Here is a 14,966-nt window from a genome sequence, read left to right on the forward strand (position 1 = left end):
GTTTCTCTCCCTCGTTTGGGGCCACGAGACATCAAACGGCAGAAAGCTGCAAGGCCAACAATCAGAGATATCTGTAAGGTGGGTGATAACTCACCGCTTCCCCGCCAGTCCCGCCAGCCTTATCAACGTCCGCTCCACCAGAGCCATCTGCGGCGCGGTCTGCCCTGCGCTGCGCAGTTGCAAATCGGTCTCGATAAGATAGCTCAGTGCCTGCTCAAGCTTCACAGCGCCCCAACCCTGCGCTTGCTTGAGCATCCTGTCGCGGCGCGGCCCGAAGATCGGAGGGCGTAGCCGCGCAATCCCCTGACTCGCCCCCGCAGGGTCGCTCGCCGCCGCATAGAGCGCTTTGAAATGCCGTGTCGCGCCAATGACAAGCCCGACAGGCTGCACACCCTGCGCCTTGAGCTTCGTCATGATCGGATGGATCTGCCCCATCTTGGCCTCGGCCACAACGTTCAGCAAATCATCAAGCGCCGCCTCGGTGCTCTGCGGCGCGCAGGCGGCAATATCCGCGCTGCTCACCTCGCTCGCATCGCCGTGTTTATACAGCGAGAGCTTCTCGATGGTCTGGCGAAAGTCCCCCGGCCCCAGCTCGCGGCTCAGTGCCGTAAGGTCGGTCATCGCGTCACGGCTCACCTGCGCAAGCCCTGCGTCCTTCAGCATTCCTTCAATCTCGTCGCGCCCCGGCGGGTCGTCATAAATTCCGACAGCATAGGCATTGCGATGCCCCTCAAAAGCCTTGCGGATTTTCGAGGTCGCCTTGAGCTGCCCGGCGGTAACAATAATCTGCGCGTCACCTTCGGCCCAGTCTTCCAGCGCAGCCAGAATAGCAGGCGCGGCCAGTTCGGTCGCATCCTCCACAAACGCCACACGCGGACCGGGGAAAAAGCTCACCGCCTTCACCGCGTCCAGAAGCGCGGCAGGGTCTTTGCGCAAATCGCCCGCAGGCATCCGCACAAGGCGCATCTCTTCGTCGCCCTTGGGGCCAATCAGCGCCTTGATGACCTCTTGCCGCTTCAGCGCAACGCGCATCCCGTCACTGCCATAAATCAGCAAGCCTGTGCGCGCAGGGTCGGGCTTTTTGAAATACCCCGCCGCCTCGCGCCCACCCAGCTTCATGCCGCTGGCTCAAGCTTAACCGCCATAAGCCGTGTAACAATCTTATCGCCAAGTATAACCATGAGCCGCTCGGTCGCGTCTTTCTCGGCGGCGCGCGTGGCCGCTGTGCTGCCCGTGGTTGAATAGGCCGTAAAGCTCTGCACAATCCCGCTGCTCACAACCTTACCACCGTCAAGCGCACGCAAAGCATAAGTCGCCTTGCCCAAAAGATTATACCGCGTCGCCACGTTGTCTGCCGTAATCGCCATACGCTCGGTATCAAGCTCGATCGAGACAGACAGCGCATAGGCCGCGTTGCTCGTCCGCCCAAGCCGCTCTTCAAGATGCCGCACAAGCAAGTAGCCCTCACGGTCACGCGGCGGGTCAACTTCTATCGCACCAAGCAGCGCGCGCGCGTCACTTTCGGGCCCATAGACGGGCGTAAACCCGCAAGCCCCCAGCGCCAGCGCGCCCAGCAAAAATGCTCTTCGGTCAAGCAACCACATTCACAATCCGCCCCGGAACAACGATAACCTTCTTGGGCGTTGCCCCGTCCAGCACCTTTTGCACAGCATGATGCGCCAGCGCGAGCTTTTCAACCTCGGCTTTGTCCATATCTTTCGGCACGCTGATTTCCGCACGCCGCTTCCCGTTGATCTGGATGGGCATGACGATCTCGTCATCAACCAGCATCGCCTCGTCAGCCACGGGCCAGGGCGCGAGCGCGCACAACCCCTCGCCACCGAGCATTTCCCAAACAGCTTCCGCCAGGTGCGGCGTCATCGGGCTCATCAACTGCGCCAATGTCAGCGCCGCTTCCCGCTTGGCTTTGCCACCCGCGTTTGATTTGCCCAAAGCGTTGGTAAAGCCGTAAAGCTTCGCAATTGCCGCGTTAAAGCCAAAGCTTTCAACACCCATCGTTACATCATGGATCGCCTTGTGCATCTCACGAATGAGCGCCGTGTCATCGGCCTCTTGGCCCTTGGCATCGGCATCAATCTCGCTAGCGATACGATAGACACGGCCCAAATGCTTATGCGCCGCCTCCGCGCCCGAGGCCGTCCACTCCACATCGCGCTCGGGCGGGGAGTCGCTCAGCACAAACCACCGCGCCGTGTCGGCGCCGTAGCTTTCAATAATGTGCAGAGGGTTTACCACGTTGTTCTTTGATTTCGACATCTTCGCCGAAGGCACAACATCCACTTCGCGCCCGTCTTCCAGCACAGCCTTGTCGCCCTTCAGGGTCACTTCCTCGGGGTAGTGATACACAGGCCGCCCGTCTGCGCCCTCGCTCTTATAAATCGCGTGCGTCACCATCCCCTGCGTAAACAGCGCATCAAACGGCTCTTTCGCGCTCTCGGGCAGATGCCCGCAAATATGCATCGCCCGCGCAAAGAAGCGCGCATAAAGCAGGTGCAAAATCGCGTGCTCCACCCCGCCGATATACTGGTCAACATTCATCCAGTATTCGGCATCCGCCGCATTTGTCGGAGTCTCGGCGCGTGGCGCCGTAAAGCGCGCAAAATACCATGAGCTGTCCACAAATGTGTCCATCGTATCTGTCTCGCGCTTGGCAGGTTTGCCGCACGCGGGGCAAGCCACATCGCGCCATGTCGGGTGGCGGTCAAGCGGGTTACCCGGCTGATCAAAACTCACATCATCAGGCAGCTCGACAGGCAGGTTTTCCTTCTTCTCAGGCACAACACCACAGGCATCACAATGCACCACAGGAATAGGGCAACCCCAATAGCGCTGACGGCTCAGCCCCCAGTCGCGCAAGCGGAACTTGGTCACGCCCTCGCCAAGCCCTTTGGCTTCCATAAAGTCGATGGTCGCGTTGATAGCCTCTTCGCCCGTGGCCTCATCAAGCCCCGCAAAGTGGTCAACCCACTTCACCTTCTCCGATTTCGGCGGCACAAACGCCGCCTTATCCACTGGCTTGGGGTCATCCAGCGACACAAACGTGTCAATCACCGGCAAGTCATACTTGCGGCAGAAATCAAGGTCACGCTGGTCATGCGCTGGGCAGGCAAAGATAGCGCCCGTGCCGTAATCCATCAGAATAAAGTTGGCGATCCAGACAGGAAGTTCTGCCCCCGTCAGCGGATGCTTCACTTTGATGCCCGTGTCATAGCCCAGCTTCTCGGCCGTCTCGATAGCCTCTTCCGTCGTCCCGCCCTTGCGCGCTTCCGCGAGGAAAGCGTCAACCTCAGGGTTGCCTTCCATCGCCTTGGCAATCGGATGGTCAGGCGAAATCCCGACAAAGCTTGCGCCGTTCAGCGTATCGGGCCGCGTGGTATACACCACGATAGGCTCGCCGCCATCGACGCGCTCAAATCCAAACTGCAAACCACGGCTCTTACCGATCCAGTTCGCCTGCATCAGCTTCACTTTCGCGGGCCAGTTGTCCAAGCCGTCCAGCGCTTCAAGCAACTCGTCCGCCATGTCAGAGATCTTGAAGAACCACTGCGTCAGCTCTTTGCGCTCCACAACAGCGCCCGAGCGCCAGCCGCGCCCGCCTTCAACCTGCTCGTTGGCAAGCACGGTCATGTCCACAGGGTCCCAGTTCACAACCGCGTTCTTGCGATAGACCAGCCCCTTGTCGAGAAAATCGAGGAACAATGACTGCTGCTGCCCGTAATACTCCGGGTCACAGGTCGCAAACATGCGCGACCAGTCAAGCGACAGCCCCAAAGGCTTCATCTGCTCGACCATGTCGTCAATGTTGTTGTAGGTCCAGGTCTTCGGATGCCCGCCGATCGCCATCGCCGCGTTTTCCGCGGGCATACCAAAAGCGTCAAAGCCCATGGGGTGCAGCACATTATGCCCTGTCGAAATTTTGTAGCGCGCGATCACATCGCCCATCGTGTAGTTGCGCACATGGCCCATGTGCAGCTTGCCCGACGGATAAGGGAACATCTCAAGCACATAATACTTGGGCTTTCCCTCCTTGCGCTCCGCCGTAAAGATTCCGGCCTTGTCCCATGCGTCTTGCCATCTGGCTTCAATCTCTGCGGCGTTATAGCGGCTCATTGCGTGTCTCTCGGTCTATGTTTGGTGTTGCCAGCGGTGATAGAGGGTTTTGCTTGCAGGTTAAATCCTCAAATGCCGCTCCTGCAGCGCCTGCACATTTTTTCACCGCCCAGAAACCATGCATCTGCTGAAATTTTTACCGCAACTATACTGATTCAAAGAAAATATGCACTTGCAGCATTTTTTATCTTGAGGTTTCGCTGCGTTGCGGCAAATCTGGTTCTACAAACGGTGTTTCTTCTCCTCCTCCCTCTGAAGGGCGCCGCAACATAAAGCTCTCTGCGAGGCACTCCTCCTCCCGTCGCGCAGAGAGCGCCAAAAAGTCCAACAGGGCGATGGCCGGATGTGTGCGCATCCGGCCATCTCTGTTCTGCCTCAAGCGCGCAACCTTTGCACAGCAATCGCCAGCAAAGCGCCAACAAGGCCCACAGTCCCCGCCGCAAGCAGACCGAATTTAACAACCGCCGCACCCGAATAGGGCAGTGCAAGCCAAGCCGCAAAGCCTTGCGGATTTTCCAGCATAATCAATGAAATAAGGTTCTCCGTCACATCAAACACCGCCGCGGCCATCACAAAAAAGCCAGCCCGAAGTGCCAGCCTGCGCGCAAAGCTCTCCCCGGCTGCAAACCGCGCCACAAATGAGCTCAGAACAAGTCCAAGCAAAAAGAAACTGGCGATAAAACCAAAATCAAGCATCTGTGAGCACACATAAATATCGAGCGTCCCCGCGTCTTGCATAACCGCGTGGTAACCCCTGATTCTCTCGGCGCTGAAACCCGTCTGCCCCCTGAAGTAATCGACAGGATGCTGCGAGGCAGCATAAGCCGCGTCCATCAGGCCCTTGGCCCACCAGAACAGGCCCAAAACCAGAGCCACAGCTCCCGCATGAACGCCGCCGCTCAACCGCATCAATCCTTTCATCATCCTCACGGGCCTCCCCTCTCGCTGCGCCAACACAGCCAGCCTCCCTCCATTTAACGCAGACTTGTCCGATCTTGCCAAAAATTACCTGCCCCTCGCCGTTCTGATGCCATAGTCTGCCGCCAAAACACGGCCAAACAATCCGGGCAGCACCACATGAAGATCCTCTTTATCCACCAGAATTTTCCGGGCCAGTTCAAACACCTCGCCCCCGCTCTGGCCAAACTCGGTCATGAGGCCGTGGCGCTGACCCTGCGTGTGGAAAAGCCGACAAACTGGAATGGCGTGCGCGTGCTTCCCTACAAAATAAAGGCCCGCGCGGGCCAGAATACCCACCCGTGGCTGGTGGACTTTGACACCAAAGTCACCCGCGCCGAGGCCTGCTACCATGCCGCCGTGCAGCTCCGCGATCAGGGCTTCACCCCCGATCTCATCATCGCGCACCCCGGCTGGGGCGAGTCGCTCTTCCTCAAGGATGTCTGGCCCAAAGCCAGAATAGCAATCTACTGCGAGCTGTATCATCAGGCCGAATACCCCCACACCGGCTTTGATAAAGAGTTCCAGCCCGAGATCCGCCCGACAGAAGCACTCCGCCTACGGCTGAAAAACATCAACAACCACGAACACTTCGATATCGCCGACGCAGGCATCAGCCCGACCGCGTTTCAGGCCAACACCTTCCCGCCCGAGTTCCGCGACAAGATCACAGTCTGTCACGATGGTATCCGCACCGATACGCTAACCCCCGATGCGCAAGCCTCCCTCACGCTCGACACTGGCGAAACCCTCACCCGCAACGACGAGATCATCACTTTCGTGAACCGCAATCTAGAGCCCTACCGCGGCTATCATGTCTTCATGCGCGCCCTGCCACGGCTCCTCAAAGAACGGCCCAATGCCCGCGTGCTCATCGTTGGCGGCGATGATGTCAGCTATGGCGCCCGCCCGCCCAAAGGCCAGACATGGAAGCAAATCTTCATCGACGAGGTGCGCGCACAGATCTCCGATGAAAACTGGGCCCGCGTCCACTTCCTCGGGCGTATCCCTTACGACAAGTTCCAATCGCTGCTCAAAGTCAGCCGCGTGCATGTCTACCTGACATACCCGTTCGTGCTCAGTTGGTCCCTGTTTGAGACAATGAGTGTTGAAGGAGCAATCGTCGCCAGCAAAACAGCTCCGGTTGAAGAGGCCATAGAACACGGCATCAACGGCAGGTTGATCGACTTCTTTGATAAAGACGCGCTGGTCGAGGAGGTCTCCCGCCTGCTTGATAACGCCGGGGAGCGCGCCGAACTGGGCCGCAACGCCCGTAAACTCATCATAGACAACTACGATCTGGAGAGTATCTGCCTGCCACGGCAGCTACAGTGGGTTGAAGAGTTGGCTTAAAGCCGCCCGTCAGCAATACGCATCTGGCGCGCGCGGTTCAGGATAGCGTCTTCCACAGCGCGCTGCGTGCCGGCGGCTACAGGGCCACCACGGCTGGCCAGAGCAACATTAAGCGAACGCGCATCAAGCGCAGGGTCGTCTATATATACTGTGGCGCGGTAAGCCTTGCCGCCACCGGGCGGGTTGCCATAGCCAAAGACGATAACACCGGTAAACGGATCAATCGACTGCACAGGCATAAAGCTCAATACATCAAGCGAGGCCTGCCAGAGATAGCGGTTCACCTGCACATTGGCTTCATTGTTCTTTTTGCGGAACGCATCCCAAATGGTTGTTTCGGTATCACTGCCCTCGATTGCAGGCGTCGAAGGGGTGCGCACCGCACCGGGCGCATCATCCGCCTGCGTCGCCGCAGGGCCGACTCGCCCGAAAAGCCCGCTGCCCCCGCCACAGGCTGTCAGCGTTGTGATAAGAAACAAGATGGCAACAGACTTGAGTGCACGGCTGGGCATGTGAAGAATTCCGCTCTTTAATTGCATCTCCGTCCTACCCAAGCCTCGCGCGCTGAGCAAGCCTTTATGGTGACTTCCTATATATATAGCGCATTTCATGCCGTTTTAGCCCGTGTTTGCCCCGCACATCTCGCCCAACCGCCCCGCTTGGGCCTGTTTCTTCACTGTGGCATCTGTGCACCAACTTTTACAGCTTTGCGCAGGTGCATCCCGGCGCGCTTGCAATGAGACCCCGTTTAGAGCGAAACACCTTTCATACCCAATGCGGATTCCCCGCTTGGGCCTATGACATGAAAACCGAGGGAAAAATCATGAAAAAGATTCTTTTCGCTACGACAGCTCTCGTTGCAACTGCTTCTGTTGCCGCAGCTGACGTAACATTTGGCGGCTACGGCCGTTTTGGCATCATCCACTCAGACAACGCTGGCGCAGACGGCATTGCCGGCAACGCAGACGATGGCACAGGCGCATTCGGCAGCGGCACAGACGTAACATCACGTCTTCGTCTCATCATCACAGCAACAGCTGAATCAGATGCAGGCGTTACATTCGGTGCGATGACACGCATCCAGCAAGGCGAAGGCCAAACTGGTACAACAAACGGCGTTCGCTTCTTCGCCCGCTCAGGCGGCCTCGAAGTTGGTGTTGGTCACATCTGGGGCGCTCTCGAAAACATGCCAGGTCAGTACCCGGTAGACATGGGCCTCACAGGTCTTGGCTACGACTACACACCTTACGTTGGTGACGGTTACACATCACGCGGCGTTGGCATCTCAGGCACAAACGGCATCGAAGTAATGTACTCAGCTGGCGATTTCGCAGCTCACATTTCTGCTTCAGACACAAATGATCGTATCGCCGCCTACGGTGCATACACATTCAGCGGCTGGACAGTTGCTCTTGCCGTTCAAGACTCAAACGTAGCGACAGACACAGAATGGGCGGCCTCAGTTGGCGGCACAATCGGCCCAGTAGCTGTTGGCCTGTCATACACAGAAAACGGTGTAGACGGTGGTCGTGCAGTTCTTTCAGCAGGCATGGACGTTGGCGCAGCGACAAACGTAGAATTCTACTACGCTAAAGACGACAACGATCTTCTTGCTCTGACAGATGACGACTCATACGGCATCGACTTCAACCACGACCTCGGTGGCGGCACATCGCTCCGCGGTGGTGTTGTGAAACGCTTCAACAGCGCGACACAAGCCGACTTCGGTGTTCGCTTCAACTTCTAATCCTAGAAGCTGAACGAGTTATAGTTAAGGGCAGGCCTCGCGCCTGCCCTTTTCTTTTGTGCGCACCTGTTGTTATTTGACGGCAAACAAAGGAGCGCCCCATGTCCCTCTCGGAAATCACATCACGGATCGCCAAAGCCGAAGCCGCTGCAAACCGCCCCGCAGGCTCTGTGCATCTTATTGCTGTCTCCAAAGTACAGCCCGACGAGCGCGTCGAAGCTGTGCTCAAAGAGGGCCACAGGCTCTTTGGCGAAAACCGCGTGCAAGAAGCCGCAGGCAAATGGCCCGCCTTCCGCGAGGCCTACCCCGAAACGCAGGTTCACCTCATCGGCCCCTTGCAAACCAACAAAGCACGGCAGGCTTTCGAGCTGTTCGACGCCATCCACACGCTCGACCGCATGAAGCTCGCCAGCACCTTCGCCCGCCTCGCCCAAGAGACAGGCCACTGCCCCGAGCTTTTCGTTCAGGTCAACACAGGTGAGGAAGATCAGAAAGCAGGCATCGCCCCCGCCGAAGCGGACGCTTTCATCAAGGAGTGCACAGCGCTCGATCTGCCCGTTGCGGGCCTCATGTGCATCCCTCCCGTCGATGAAGAGCCCAGCCTGCATTTCGCCCTGCTCGCCAAAATAGCTGCCCGCAACGGCCTCACAGGTCTCTCGATGGGCATGAGCAGCGACTTTGAATCAGCCATTGCCCTCGGCGCAACCCATGTTCGCGTCGGCTCCGCCATCTTCGGCGCACGGGCCTACGAGCTGTGAACTTTCCACCGCTACAAACCGTCTCCACAGGGCTCGTTGTTGCCATTGTCGGCTTTTTCAGCTCCTTTCCCATCGTGCTTCAAGGCCTCACCGCCATGGGCGCAACCGAAGCTCAGGCAAGCTCTGGCCTCATGGCCTCCGCCCTTGCCATGGGCCTCACCGCGATCGTCATCAGCCTCGTCACGCGCCAACCCTCCTCCGTGGCATGGTCCACACCGGGGGTCGCTTTCCTCGCCGTTTCCGCCGCCCCCGCTGGCGGCTTCCCCGAGGCGGTCGGCGCATTTCTCCTCGCAGGCGCGCTCACCGTGCTCGCAGGCCTTTTCCGCCCCCTGCGCCGCCTCGCCGCCGAAGTTCCGCTGCCACTGGCTCACGCCCTTCTCGCAGGCGTGCTCATCACCATCTGCGCACAGCCCTTTCTGGCGCTGGCCAGCGCGCCCTATACCGCCCTGCCGATCCTGCTCACATGGTTCATCACGAGTCAGATCTCGCGCCTCTTCGCCGTGCCCGCCGCCGTGCTCATGGCCCTCGCGCTCACGCTCTTTCCCGCAGGCGTCGCTCTGCCTGAAAGCTTGCTCACACAGCCCGAACTGGTCACACCCGCCTTCAGCATAGCAAGCACCCTCGGCCTCGCGCTGCCGTTGTTCATCATCACAATGGCCACACAAAACAGCCCCGGAATGGCCGTGTTGCGCGGGGAAGGCTACCCGCCACGCCCCGCCTTCTTCCTCTCGGCGGTCGGCATCGCAAGCATCCTCTCGGCCCCCTTCGGCGCGGCCCAAACCTGCCTCGCGGCCATCACATCATCGCTCTGCGCAGGCAATGACTCGCACCCCGACAAAGCCCTGCGCTTCTGGTCAGCGGTCATGGGCGGTATCTACTACTGCATCTTCGGCCTCTTCGCCGCGCTCATCATCGCCGTCGCCCAAGCCGCACCGCCCCAAACGCTCGAAACCCTCGCAGGCATCGCCCTCCTCGGCGTCTTTGCCAATTCGGCCAGCATCGCCCTCTCCGAGGTAAAATCCCGCGAAGCCGCCGCCATCACATTCCTCACAACAGCCTCGGGCGTCAGCATCCTCGGCCTCAGCGGCGCAGTCTGGGGCCTCGCCCTCGGCGGCATCGCCTACTTTATCGCCCACAGGCACTAATTCGTGCTATCCTCTCCCCAAACAACGGGAGACAAACATGAAGCCAATCACCCTCGCCGCCGCCCTCATCCTCGCCGCAGGCACAGCCCACGCCGAGATGCAGCTCAGCTTCAAAGGCTGGGGCAATATCCCCTCCTGCACCACAGGCAAACCAAACACAGTGGGAAACCCCGCCTTCACCCTCAAAGGCATCCCCGCAGGCACAACCCAAGTGCAAATCCGCCTTAAAGATCTCGATGTCCCAGGCTACAACCACGGCGGCGGCAAGCTCAAAATGACAGCCGACGGAACCATCCCCGCAGGCACCTTCAAATACAAAAGCCCCTGTCCGCCCTCAGGCGTCCACACCTACGAATGGACGGCCACTGCCAAAAAAGGCAACAAAACCCTGGCGACAGCCAAAGCCGCCAGAAAATACCCCTAAGGCCAGCCTTAAAACGGCCGCCCTTTCTTATTGCCTTAAATATCCCGGGGGTAGGATTCAAAAGCTATAGAGCTTTTGAATCTAGGGGGCTGGCCCCCGCCACCGCGATTTGGCGTAGCCAAAGCGCAATCCCTCACCGCACAATCAACCGCGCGCCATACTCCACCCGCGCCGCAATCCAGTGCAGGTCTTCCCGCGCAAAGGCCACACAGCCCTCCGTCGGATAGCCCTTCCGCCGCCACTGATGCAGGAAAATAGCCGAGCCTTTGCCCGCCTCCGCACGAGGCCAGTTCCAGTCCGTCACAATCACAAGGTCATACAGCGGGTCCGCCCGCCGCATCCGCTCATGGCTGCCCCCGTAAGGCGCTTGCACAAGCTGGTTATACTCCGCATCTCCACTCTCGTCAGACCACAAGTCGCGCGGCCCGATCCGCTCCGCCCAAGAGCGCGGCTGCGCAATACGGTCGGGCCGATAAAACATCCCGACAAGCCGATGCTCCCCCAAAGGCGTCGCTCCGTCACCCTCGCGCTTGTCAGCCCGTATTCCGCCTTTACCAATCACACAAGGAAACGTGCGGCCCATAAAGCGCAGCCCCGTCGGCGTCAGCACCAAGTCGGCCACACTCACAACAAATGCCCCGATTTCGCCGCCTTCACCTTGAGATACGCGTGGTTATGCGCATTCTCGCCCACAACAAGCGGCACGCGCTCAACCACTTTCACACCGGTTTTTTCCATCATGGCAATCTTGGCAGGGTTGTTCGTCATCAGGCGGATCGCATCAAAGCCAAGCTCTTTCAAAATCGCACCGCCCACCCGAAAGTCGCGCTCGTCGTCCTCAAACCCGAGTCTGTGGTTCGCCTCCACCGTGTCAAACCCCTGATCCTGCAAGGAGTAGGCCCGCATCTTGTTGGCAAGACCAATTCCGCGCCCCTCCTGGTTGAGGTAAAGCAAAACCCCCGCGCCCTCGGCCCCCATCTGCGCCAAAGCACCGCGCAGTTGCGGCCCGCAATCGCACTTAAGTGACCCCATCAAATCGCCTGTAAAACAAGCCGAGTGCAGCCGCGTCAAAACAGGTTGCGCGCGGTCAGGCTGGCCAATCTCGACAGCATAATGCTCCTCGCTCCCGTCATCGGGGCGAAACACATGCAGCCTCGTATTCTCCGAAACCTCGATAGGCACACGCGCCGCAACAGTCTCGCGCAGAGCAGCGCTCGCATCCATCGTCACACGCGCCGCATCAGCGTCCACAACCGTCAGTCGCTGAGCAGCCGCAAAAGCCTCGGGCGCCTCCAGATTGGCCACCAAAGCTGCTGGCAGCAACCGCGCCGCTTTCGCCAGCATCAAGGCAAGGCGGTGCAACGCTGCACTGCCCTCCCGCTCCGACATCAGCGGCCCTTTCATAGGGGTTGCCAAATCATCCTTTGGGTCGGCCACAGCCAGCACCCAGCGCAAATCAGCACCTTCAGGCAGCATAATCCGCGCCAAATCGCCGTCATAGGCTCTTGCCTTCAGCGTCTCTGCCCGCCGCGCCGTTATGGCCAGCACAGGCTTGAGCCCGTCGGCCTGCAACGCGTTCAAACGCACCGCATCCGCTGTTTCTGCCGCCATAACAACCGCACCTTGCCCGCCGCTCACAAGCACAACAGGCACACCAATGCGCAAATCGGCGCGCGCCCGCGCCAGAGTTTCGTTTATGTCGGGGCCAAGGTTCATGGCTCACTCTTAGGCGATCAGATTACAGAATTGAAACAAAAACAGCCCTCACAACACGACCCCGTGAAAGATTGCAGCAAAACTTGCGAGAGCTGCGTTCCGCCCTACCTTGATCACAAGACGTTCACAAAGAAGTTCATTCGGAGGCCCCAATGGCTCAGCTTAGAAAAATCCTGCTTGTCGATGATGATGATGACCTGCGCGAAGCGCTCAGTGAACAACTCGTCATGACAGAAGACTTCGACGTATTCGAGGCCGACAGCGGCGCCACTGCTATGCAAAAAACTAAGGAAGGCCTCTACGACCTCATCATCCTCGATGTCGGCCTCCCCGATACCGACGGCCGCGAGCTCTGCCGCCTCATGCGCAAGCAAGGTGTCAAAGCCCCCGTGCTCATGCTCACAGGTCATGATAGTGACGCCGATACCATTCTCGGCCTTGATGCCGGCGCCAATGATTACGTGACCAAACCGTTCAAGTTCCCCGTGCTCCTCGCCCGCATCCGCGCCCAGCTGCGCCAGCACGAACAAAGCGAAGATGCGGTGTTCACACTTGGCCCATACACGTTCAAACCCGCGATGAAGATGCTTGTCACTGAAGATGACAAAAAAATTCGCCTGACCGAGAAAGAAACGAACATTCTCAAGTTCCTCTATCGCTCAACCGACGGTGTAGTCGCTCGCGATGTGCTCTTGCATGAAGTTTGGGGCTACAACGCCGGCGTCACTACCCACACGTTGGAAACCCACATCTACCGCCTGCGTCAGAAAATCGAGCCTGACCCCTCAAATGCACGCCTTTTGGTCACAGAATCGGGCGGGTATCGTCTGGTTTCGTGAGGAATACCTGATTTTCTTGATTTGCATCAAAGATGCATGTTATAGTTGTGTATACAAGTTAACTACCTCGTCGCATATGCGGGCAATCATATGTACCTCCCTGTTGGACTACGGCCGAGCTTTTAGCTCGGCCTTTTTTTATCCGGCTGAAGTGTGGTGATTCACGCAAGCGCCGTCTGCCTAAAGCGTTTTGCGTTTCATCTCTGTCACAGGTCTAATGCAAACATCCGAAACCGTGAAAGGCTCTACACAACGACGCCGAACAGTGTCCCCAATAGTGAGGTAATGGCCATGGCAAATACGCCCCAGCACACAACCCGCACAATAGCGCGAAACTTTGGCGCTCCGCCGGCGATAGCCCCCAAAGCCCCCAGCACAGCCAGCGCAAACAAGGTCACCACAAGCACAACAGGAATAATCCAGCCTTGCGGTGCAACCACAGCCGCCAGAAGCGGAACAGCCGCTGCAACACTAAATGTCATACCCGAAGCAAAGGCCGCCTGAAACGGGCGCGCAGAATGCACTTCAGAAAGCCCGAGTTCGTCACGCATATGCGCTCCAAGCGCATCATGTTCGGTAAGCTCCAGGGCAACCTTGCGCGCCGTGTCTGGTGAAAGCCCGCGCTCTTCATAGATATGTGCAAGCTCCGCAATCTCGGATTCAGGGTTCGCTTCAATCGCCTTTATTTCCCGAAGCATATCCGCCTTCTCGATATCCGCCTGCGAGGAAACAGAGACAAACTCCCCCGCCGCCATCGAAAGTGCACCCGCGGCAAGCCCGGAAAATCCGGCCAGAAAGACCGTGCTCGCGCTCGGATCGGCCGCAGCAACGCCAACAATAAGCGCCGAAACCGAGACGATCCCGTCATTGGCCCCCAAAACGGCTGCTCTCAGCCAACCGCTTCTGTTTACATAGTGTCGCACTTCGGGGTGTGCGGGCGGGCCTTTTGCCATCAGCCTCTCCTGTCTTCTCTGCCTGTTTACGCCGACAATAGCCGATTCCCTGCCAGTGCGTGTTGTGCTAACTCATAGGTTCTTTCAATCAGGAGCGCACCCCATGTCATTCACTCTCGCCACTTGGAACATCAACTCTGTCCGCCTGCGCGAGCCTCTGGTGCTCAAACTCCTGTCGGAAGAGGCACCCGATGTGCTCTGCCTGCAAGAGTGCAAAAGCCCGGTTGATAAAATCCCCCTCGATGGCTTCAAAGCCCTCGGCTACAACCACATGGTCGCGCGTGGCCAGAAGGGCTACAACGGCGTCGCGATCCTTTCAAAAATCCCGATGATCGAGGCAGGCGCAGAAGACTACGCCCAACTCGGCCACGCCCGCCACATCGCAGGCAAGCTCGAAAACGGCGTAACGGTGCACAACTTCTATGTCCCCGCCGGCGGTGATGTCGCCGACCGCGAAGTGAATGAAAAGTTCGGCCAGAAGCTCGACTACCTCACCCAGATGCGCGATGCCTTCCACGCCGATGCGCCGCAAAAGTCCATCCTCGTGGGTGATCTCAACATCGCCCCCCGTGAAGATGACGTTTGGGACCATAAGAAACTCCTCAAAGTCGTTTCCCACACGCCTGTCGAAGTCGAAGCACTGGCGCAAACACAGGATGCAGGCGCATGGGTCGATATCACCCGTCAGGATATCCCCGAAGGCAACCTCTATTCATGGTGGTCCTACCGCGCCCGCGACTGGGACGAAGCCGACAAAGGCCGCCGCCTTGATCACATCTGGGCCACCCCCGATATTTCCAACGCTGGCCATTCTTCCCGCGTCCTGCGTGCCGCCCGCGGCTGGCAGCAGCCCTCCGATCACGCGCCTGTCTTCGCCACGTTTGATATCTAAGCGCCCCGCGCCCCTTGCAAGCACGCGCCGCATCCCTCACATAAAGGGCAA

15 protein-coding genes are annotated in these 14,966 nt (G+C 58.7%); 7 read left to right on the forward strand and 8 right to left on the reverse strand.

Going from position 1 to position 14,966, the window contains the following annotated elements:
* Positions 1 to 90: 90 nt before the first annotated feature.
* The 4 genes from holA to OE750_RS05075 all read right to left on the reverse strand — a co-directional run bounded on the left by holA (position 91) and on the right by OE750_RS05075 (position 5,061).
* The gene (holA, locus tag OE750_RS05060) at positions 91 to 1,119 is read right to left on the reverse strand and encodes a DNA polymerase III subunit delta (RefSeq protein WP_263762123.1); all 1,029 of its coding nucleotides are present in this window, start codon (positions 1,117 to 1,119) and stop codon (positions 91 to 93) included.
* Positions 1,116 to 1,604: an LPS assembly lipoprotein LptE gene (gene lptE, locus OE750_RS05065; protein WP_263762125.1), complete on the reverse strand. Its 489-nt coding sequence runs from the start codon at positions 1,602 to 1,604 to the stop codon at positions 1,116 to 1,118. Before lptE ends, holA begins: the two co-directional genes overlap by 4 nt.
* Positions 1,591 to 4,131 carry a leucine--tRNA ligase gene (leuS, locus tag OE750_RS05070; protein ID WP_263762127.1) on the reverse strand — a complete coding sequence of 847 codons (2,541 nt, stop codon included), beginning with the start codon at positions 4,129 to 4,131 and terminating at the stop codon, positions 1,591 to 1,593. The genes lptE and leuS overlap by 14 nt, the downstream gene beginning before the upstream one ends.
* Before the next feature lie 375 nt (positions 4,132 to 4,506).
* Positions 4,507 to 5,061, reverse strand: coding sequence for a hypothetical protein (locus tag OE750_RS05075; protein WP_263762129.1), 555 nt, complete (start codon positions 5,059 to 5,061; stop codon positions 4,507 to 4,509).
* A gap of 147 nt (positions 5,062 to 5,208) precedes the next feature.
* On the opposite strand from OE750_RS05075, the gene OE750_RS05080 reads away from it, so the two are divergent.
* On the forward strand, positions 5,209 to 6,441 hold the full coding sequence (locus OE750_RS05080) for a glycosyltransferase family 4 protein (protein ID WP_263762131.1): 1,233 nt from the start codon (positions 5,209 to 5,211) through the stop codon (positions 6,439 to 6,441).
* Here the strand turns inward: OE750_RS05080 and OE750_RS05085 are convergent.
* Positions 6,438 to 6,953, reverse strand: coding sequence for a DUF3576 domain-containing protein (locus tag OE750_RS05085; protein WP_263762134.1), 516 nt, complete (start codon positions 6,951 to 6,953; stop codon positions 6,438 to 6,440). The two genes, OE750_RS05080 and OE750_RS05085, sit on opposite strands and share 4 nt — an antisense overlap.
* A gap of 311 nt (positions 6,954 to 7,264) precedes the next feature.
* Between OE750_RS05085 and OE750_RS05090 the strand changes: the two genes are divergently transcribed.
* The 4 genes from OE750_RS05090 to OE750_RS05105 all read left to right on the forward strand — a co-directional run bounded on the left by OE750_RS05090 (position 7,265) and on the right by OE750_RS05105 (position 10,515).
* The gene (locus OE750_RS05090; RefSeq protein ID WP_263762136.1) at positions 7,265 to 8,188 is read left to right on the forward strand and encodes a porin; all 924 of its coding nucleotides are present in this window, start codon (positions 7,265 to 7,267) and stop codon (positions 8,186 to 8,188) included.
* A 101-nt stretch (positions 8,189 to 8,289) separates the two neighbouring features.
* Positions 8,290 to 8,946: a YggS family pyridoxal phosphate-dependent enzyme gene (locus OE750_RS05095; protein ID WP_263762138.1), complete on the forward strand. Its 657-nt coding sequence runs from the start codon at positions 8,290 to 8,292 to the stop codon at positions 8,944 to 8,946.
* Positions 8,943 to 10,091: a benzoate/H(+) symporter BenE family transporter gene (locus OE750_RS05100; protein ID WP_263762140.1), complete on the forward strand. Its 1,149-nt coding sequence runs from the start codon at positions 8,943 to 8,945 to the stop codon at positions 10,089 to 10,091. The genes OE750_RS05095 and OE750_RS05100 overlap by 4 nt, the downstream gene beginning before the upstream one ends.
* 37 nt (positions 10,092 to 10,128) lie before the next feature.
* A complete protein-coding gene (locus OE750_RS05105; RefSeq protein ID WP_263762142.1) occupies positions 10,129 to 10,515 on the forward strand; it encodes a hypothetical protein in 387 nt (128 codons plus the stop codon).
* Between the two features lie 133 nt (positions 10,516 to 10,648).
* On the opposite strand, the gene OE750_RS05110 is transcribed toward OE750_RS05105, so the two are convergent.
* Together OE750_RS05110 and ribA are read right to left on the reverse strand one after the other, a co-directional pair.
* A complete protein-coding gene (locus tag OE750_RS05110) occupies positions 10,649 to 11,143 on the reverse strand; it encodes a L,D-transpeptidase family protein (RefSeq protein WP_263762144.1) in 495 nt (164 codons plus the stop codon).
* Positions 11,140 to 12,231 (reverse strand): GTP cyclohydrolase II, encoded by a 1,092-nt coding sequence (gene ribA / locus OE750_RS05115; RefSeq protein WP_263762146.1) that lies wholly within the window; start codon positions 12,229 to 12,231, stop codon positions 11,140 to 11,142. Before ribA ends, OE750_RS05110 begins: the two co-directional genes overlap by 4 nt.
* Positions 12,232 to 12,383: 152 nt before the next feature.
* On the opposite strand from ribA, the gene OE750_RS05120 reads away from it, so the two are divergent.
* On the forward strand, positions 12,384 to 13,070 hold the full coding sequence (locus tag OE750_RS05120) for a response regulator transcription factor (protein WP_263762148.1): 687 nt from the start codon (positions 12,384 to 12,386) through the stop codon (positions 13,068 to 13,070).
* A 245-nt stretch (positions 13,071 to 13,315) separates the two neighbouring features.
* Here OE750_RS05120 and OE750_RS05125 read toward each other — a convergent pair whose 3' ends face one another.
* Positions 13,316 to 14,023 (reverse strand): VIT family protein, encoded by a 708-nt coding sequence (locus OE750_RS05125; protein ID WP_263762150.1) that lies wholly within the window; start codon positions 14,021 to 14,023, stop codon positions 13,316 to 13,318.
* Positions 14,024 to 14,126: 103 nt separating this feature from the next.
* Between OE750_RS05125 and OE750_RS05130 the strand changes: the two genes are divergently transcribed.
* Positions 14,127 to 14,915 carry an exodeoxyribonuclease III gene (locus OE750_RS05130; RefSeq protein ID WP_263762152.1) on the forward strand — a complete coding sequence of 263 codons (789 nt, stop codon included), beginning with the start codon at positions 14,127 to 14,129 and terminating at the stop codon, positions 14,913 to 14,915.
* Positions 14,916 to 14,966 lie beyond the last annotated feature (51 nt).

Origin of the sequence: Lentibacter sp. XHP0401, assembly GCF_025751535.1 — a bacterium.
Classification (GTDB): Bacteria; Pseudomonadota; Alphaproteobacteria; order Rhodobacterales; family Rhodobacteraceae; genus Lentibacter.

Excerpts from the sequence above, each read along its gene's own strand:
- OE750_RS05085 (WP_263762134.1), bottom strand. The coding sequence starts at position 6,953 with ATGCCCAGCCGTGCACTCAAGTCTGTTGCCATCTTGTTTCTTATCACA.
- OE750_RS05105 (WP_263762142.1), top strand. The coding sequence starts at position 10,129 with ATGAAGCCAATCACCCTCGCCGCCGCCCTCATCCTCGCCGCAGGCACA.
- leuS (WP_263762127.1), bottom strand. The coding sequence starts at position 4,131 with ATGAGCCGCTATAACGCCGCAGAGATTGAAGCCAGATGGCAAGACGCA.
- OE750_RS05095 (WP_263762138.1), top strand. The coding sequence starts at position 8,290 with ATGTCCCTCTCGGAAATCACATCACGGATCGCCAAAGCCGAAGCCGCT.
- holA (WP_263762123.1), bottom strand. The coding sequence starts at position 1,119 with ATGAAGCTGGGTGGGCGCGAGGCGGCGGGGTATTTCAAAAAGCCCGAC.
- OE750_RS05130 (WP_263762152.1), top strand. The coding sequence starts at position 14,127 with ATGTCATTCACTCTCGCCACTTGGAACATCAACTCTGTCCGCCTGCGC.
- lptE (WP_263762125.1), bottom strand. The coding sequence starts at position 1,604 with ATGTGGTTGCTTGACCGAAGAGCATTTTTGCTGGGCGCGCTGGCGCTG.
- OE750_RS05120 (WP_263762148.1), top strand. The coding sequence starts at position 12,384 with ATGGCTCAGCTTAGAAAAATCCTGCTTGTCGATGATGATGATGACCTG.
- OE750_RS05080 (WP_263762131.1), top strand. The coding sequence starts at position 5,209 with ATGAAGATCCTCTTTATCCACCAGAATTTTCCGGGCCAGTTCAAACAC.
- OE750_RS05090 (WP_263762136.1), top strand. The coding sequence starts at position 7,265 with ATGAAAAAGATTCTTTTCGCTACGACAGCTCTCGTTGCAACTGCTTCT.
- ribA (WP_263762146.1), bottom strand. The coding sequence starts at position 12,231 with ATGAACCTTGGCCCCGACATAAACGAAACTCTGGCGCGGGCGCGCGCC.
- OE750_RS05125 (WP_263762150.1), bottom strand. The coding sequence starts at position 14,023 with ATGGCAAAAGGCCCGCCCGCACACCCCGAAGTGCGACACTATGTAAAC.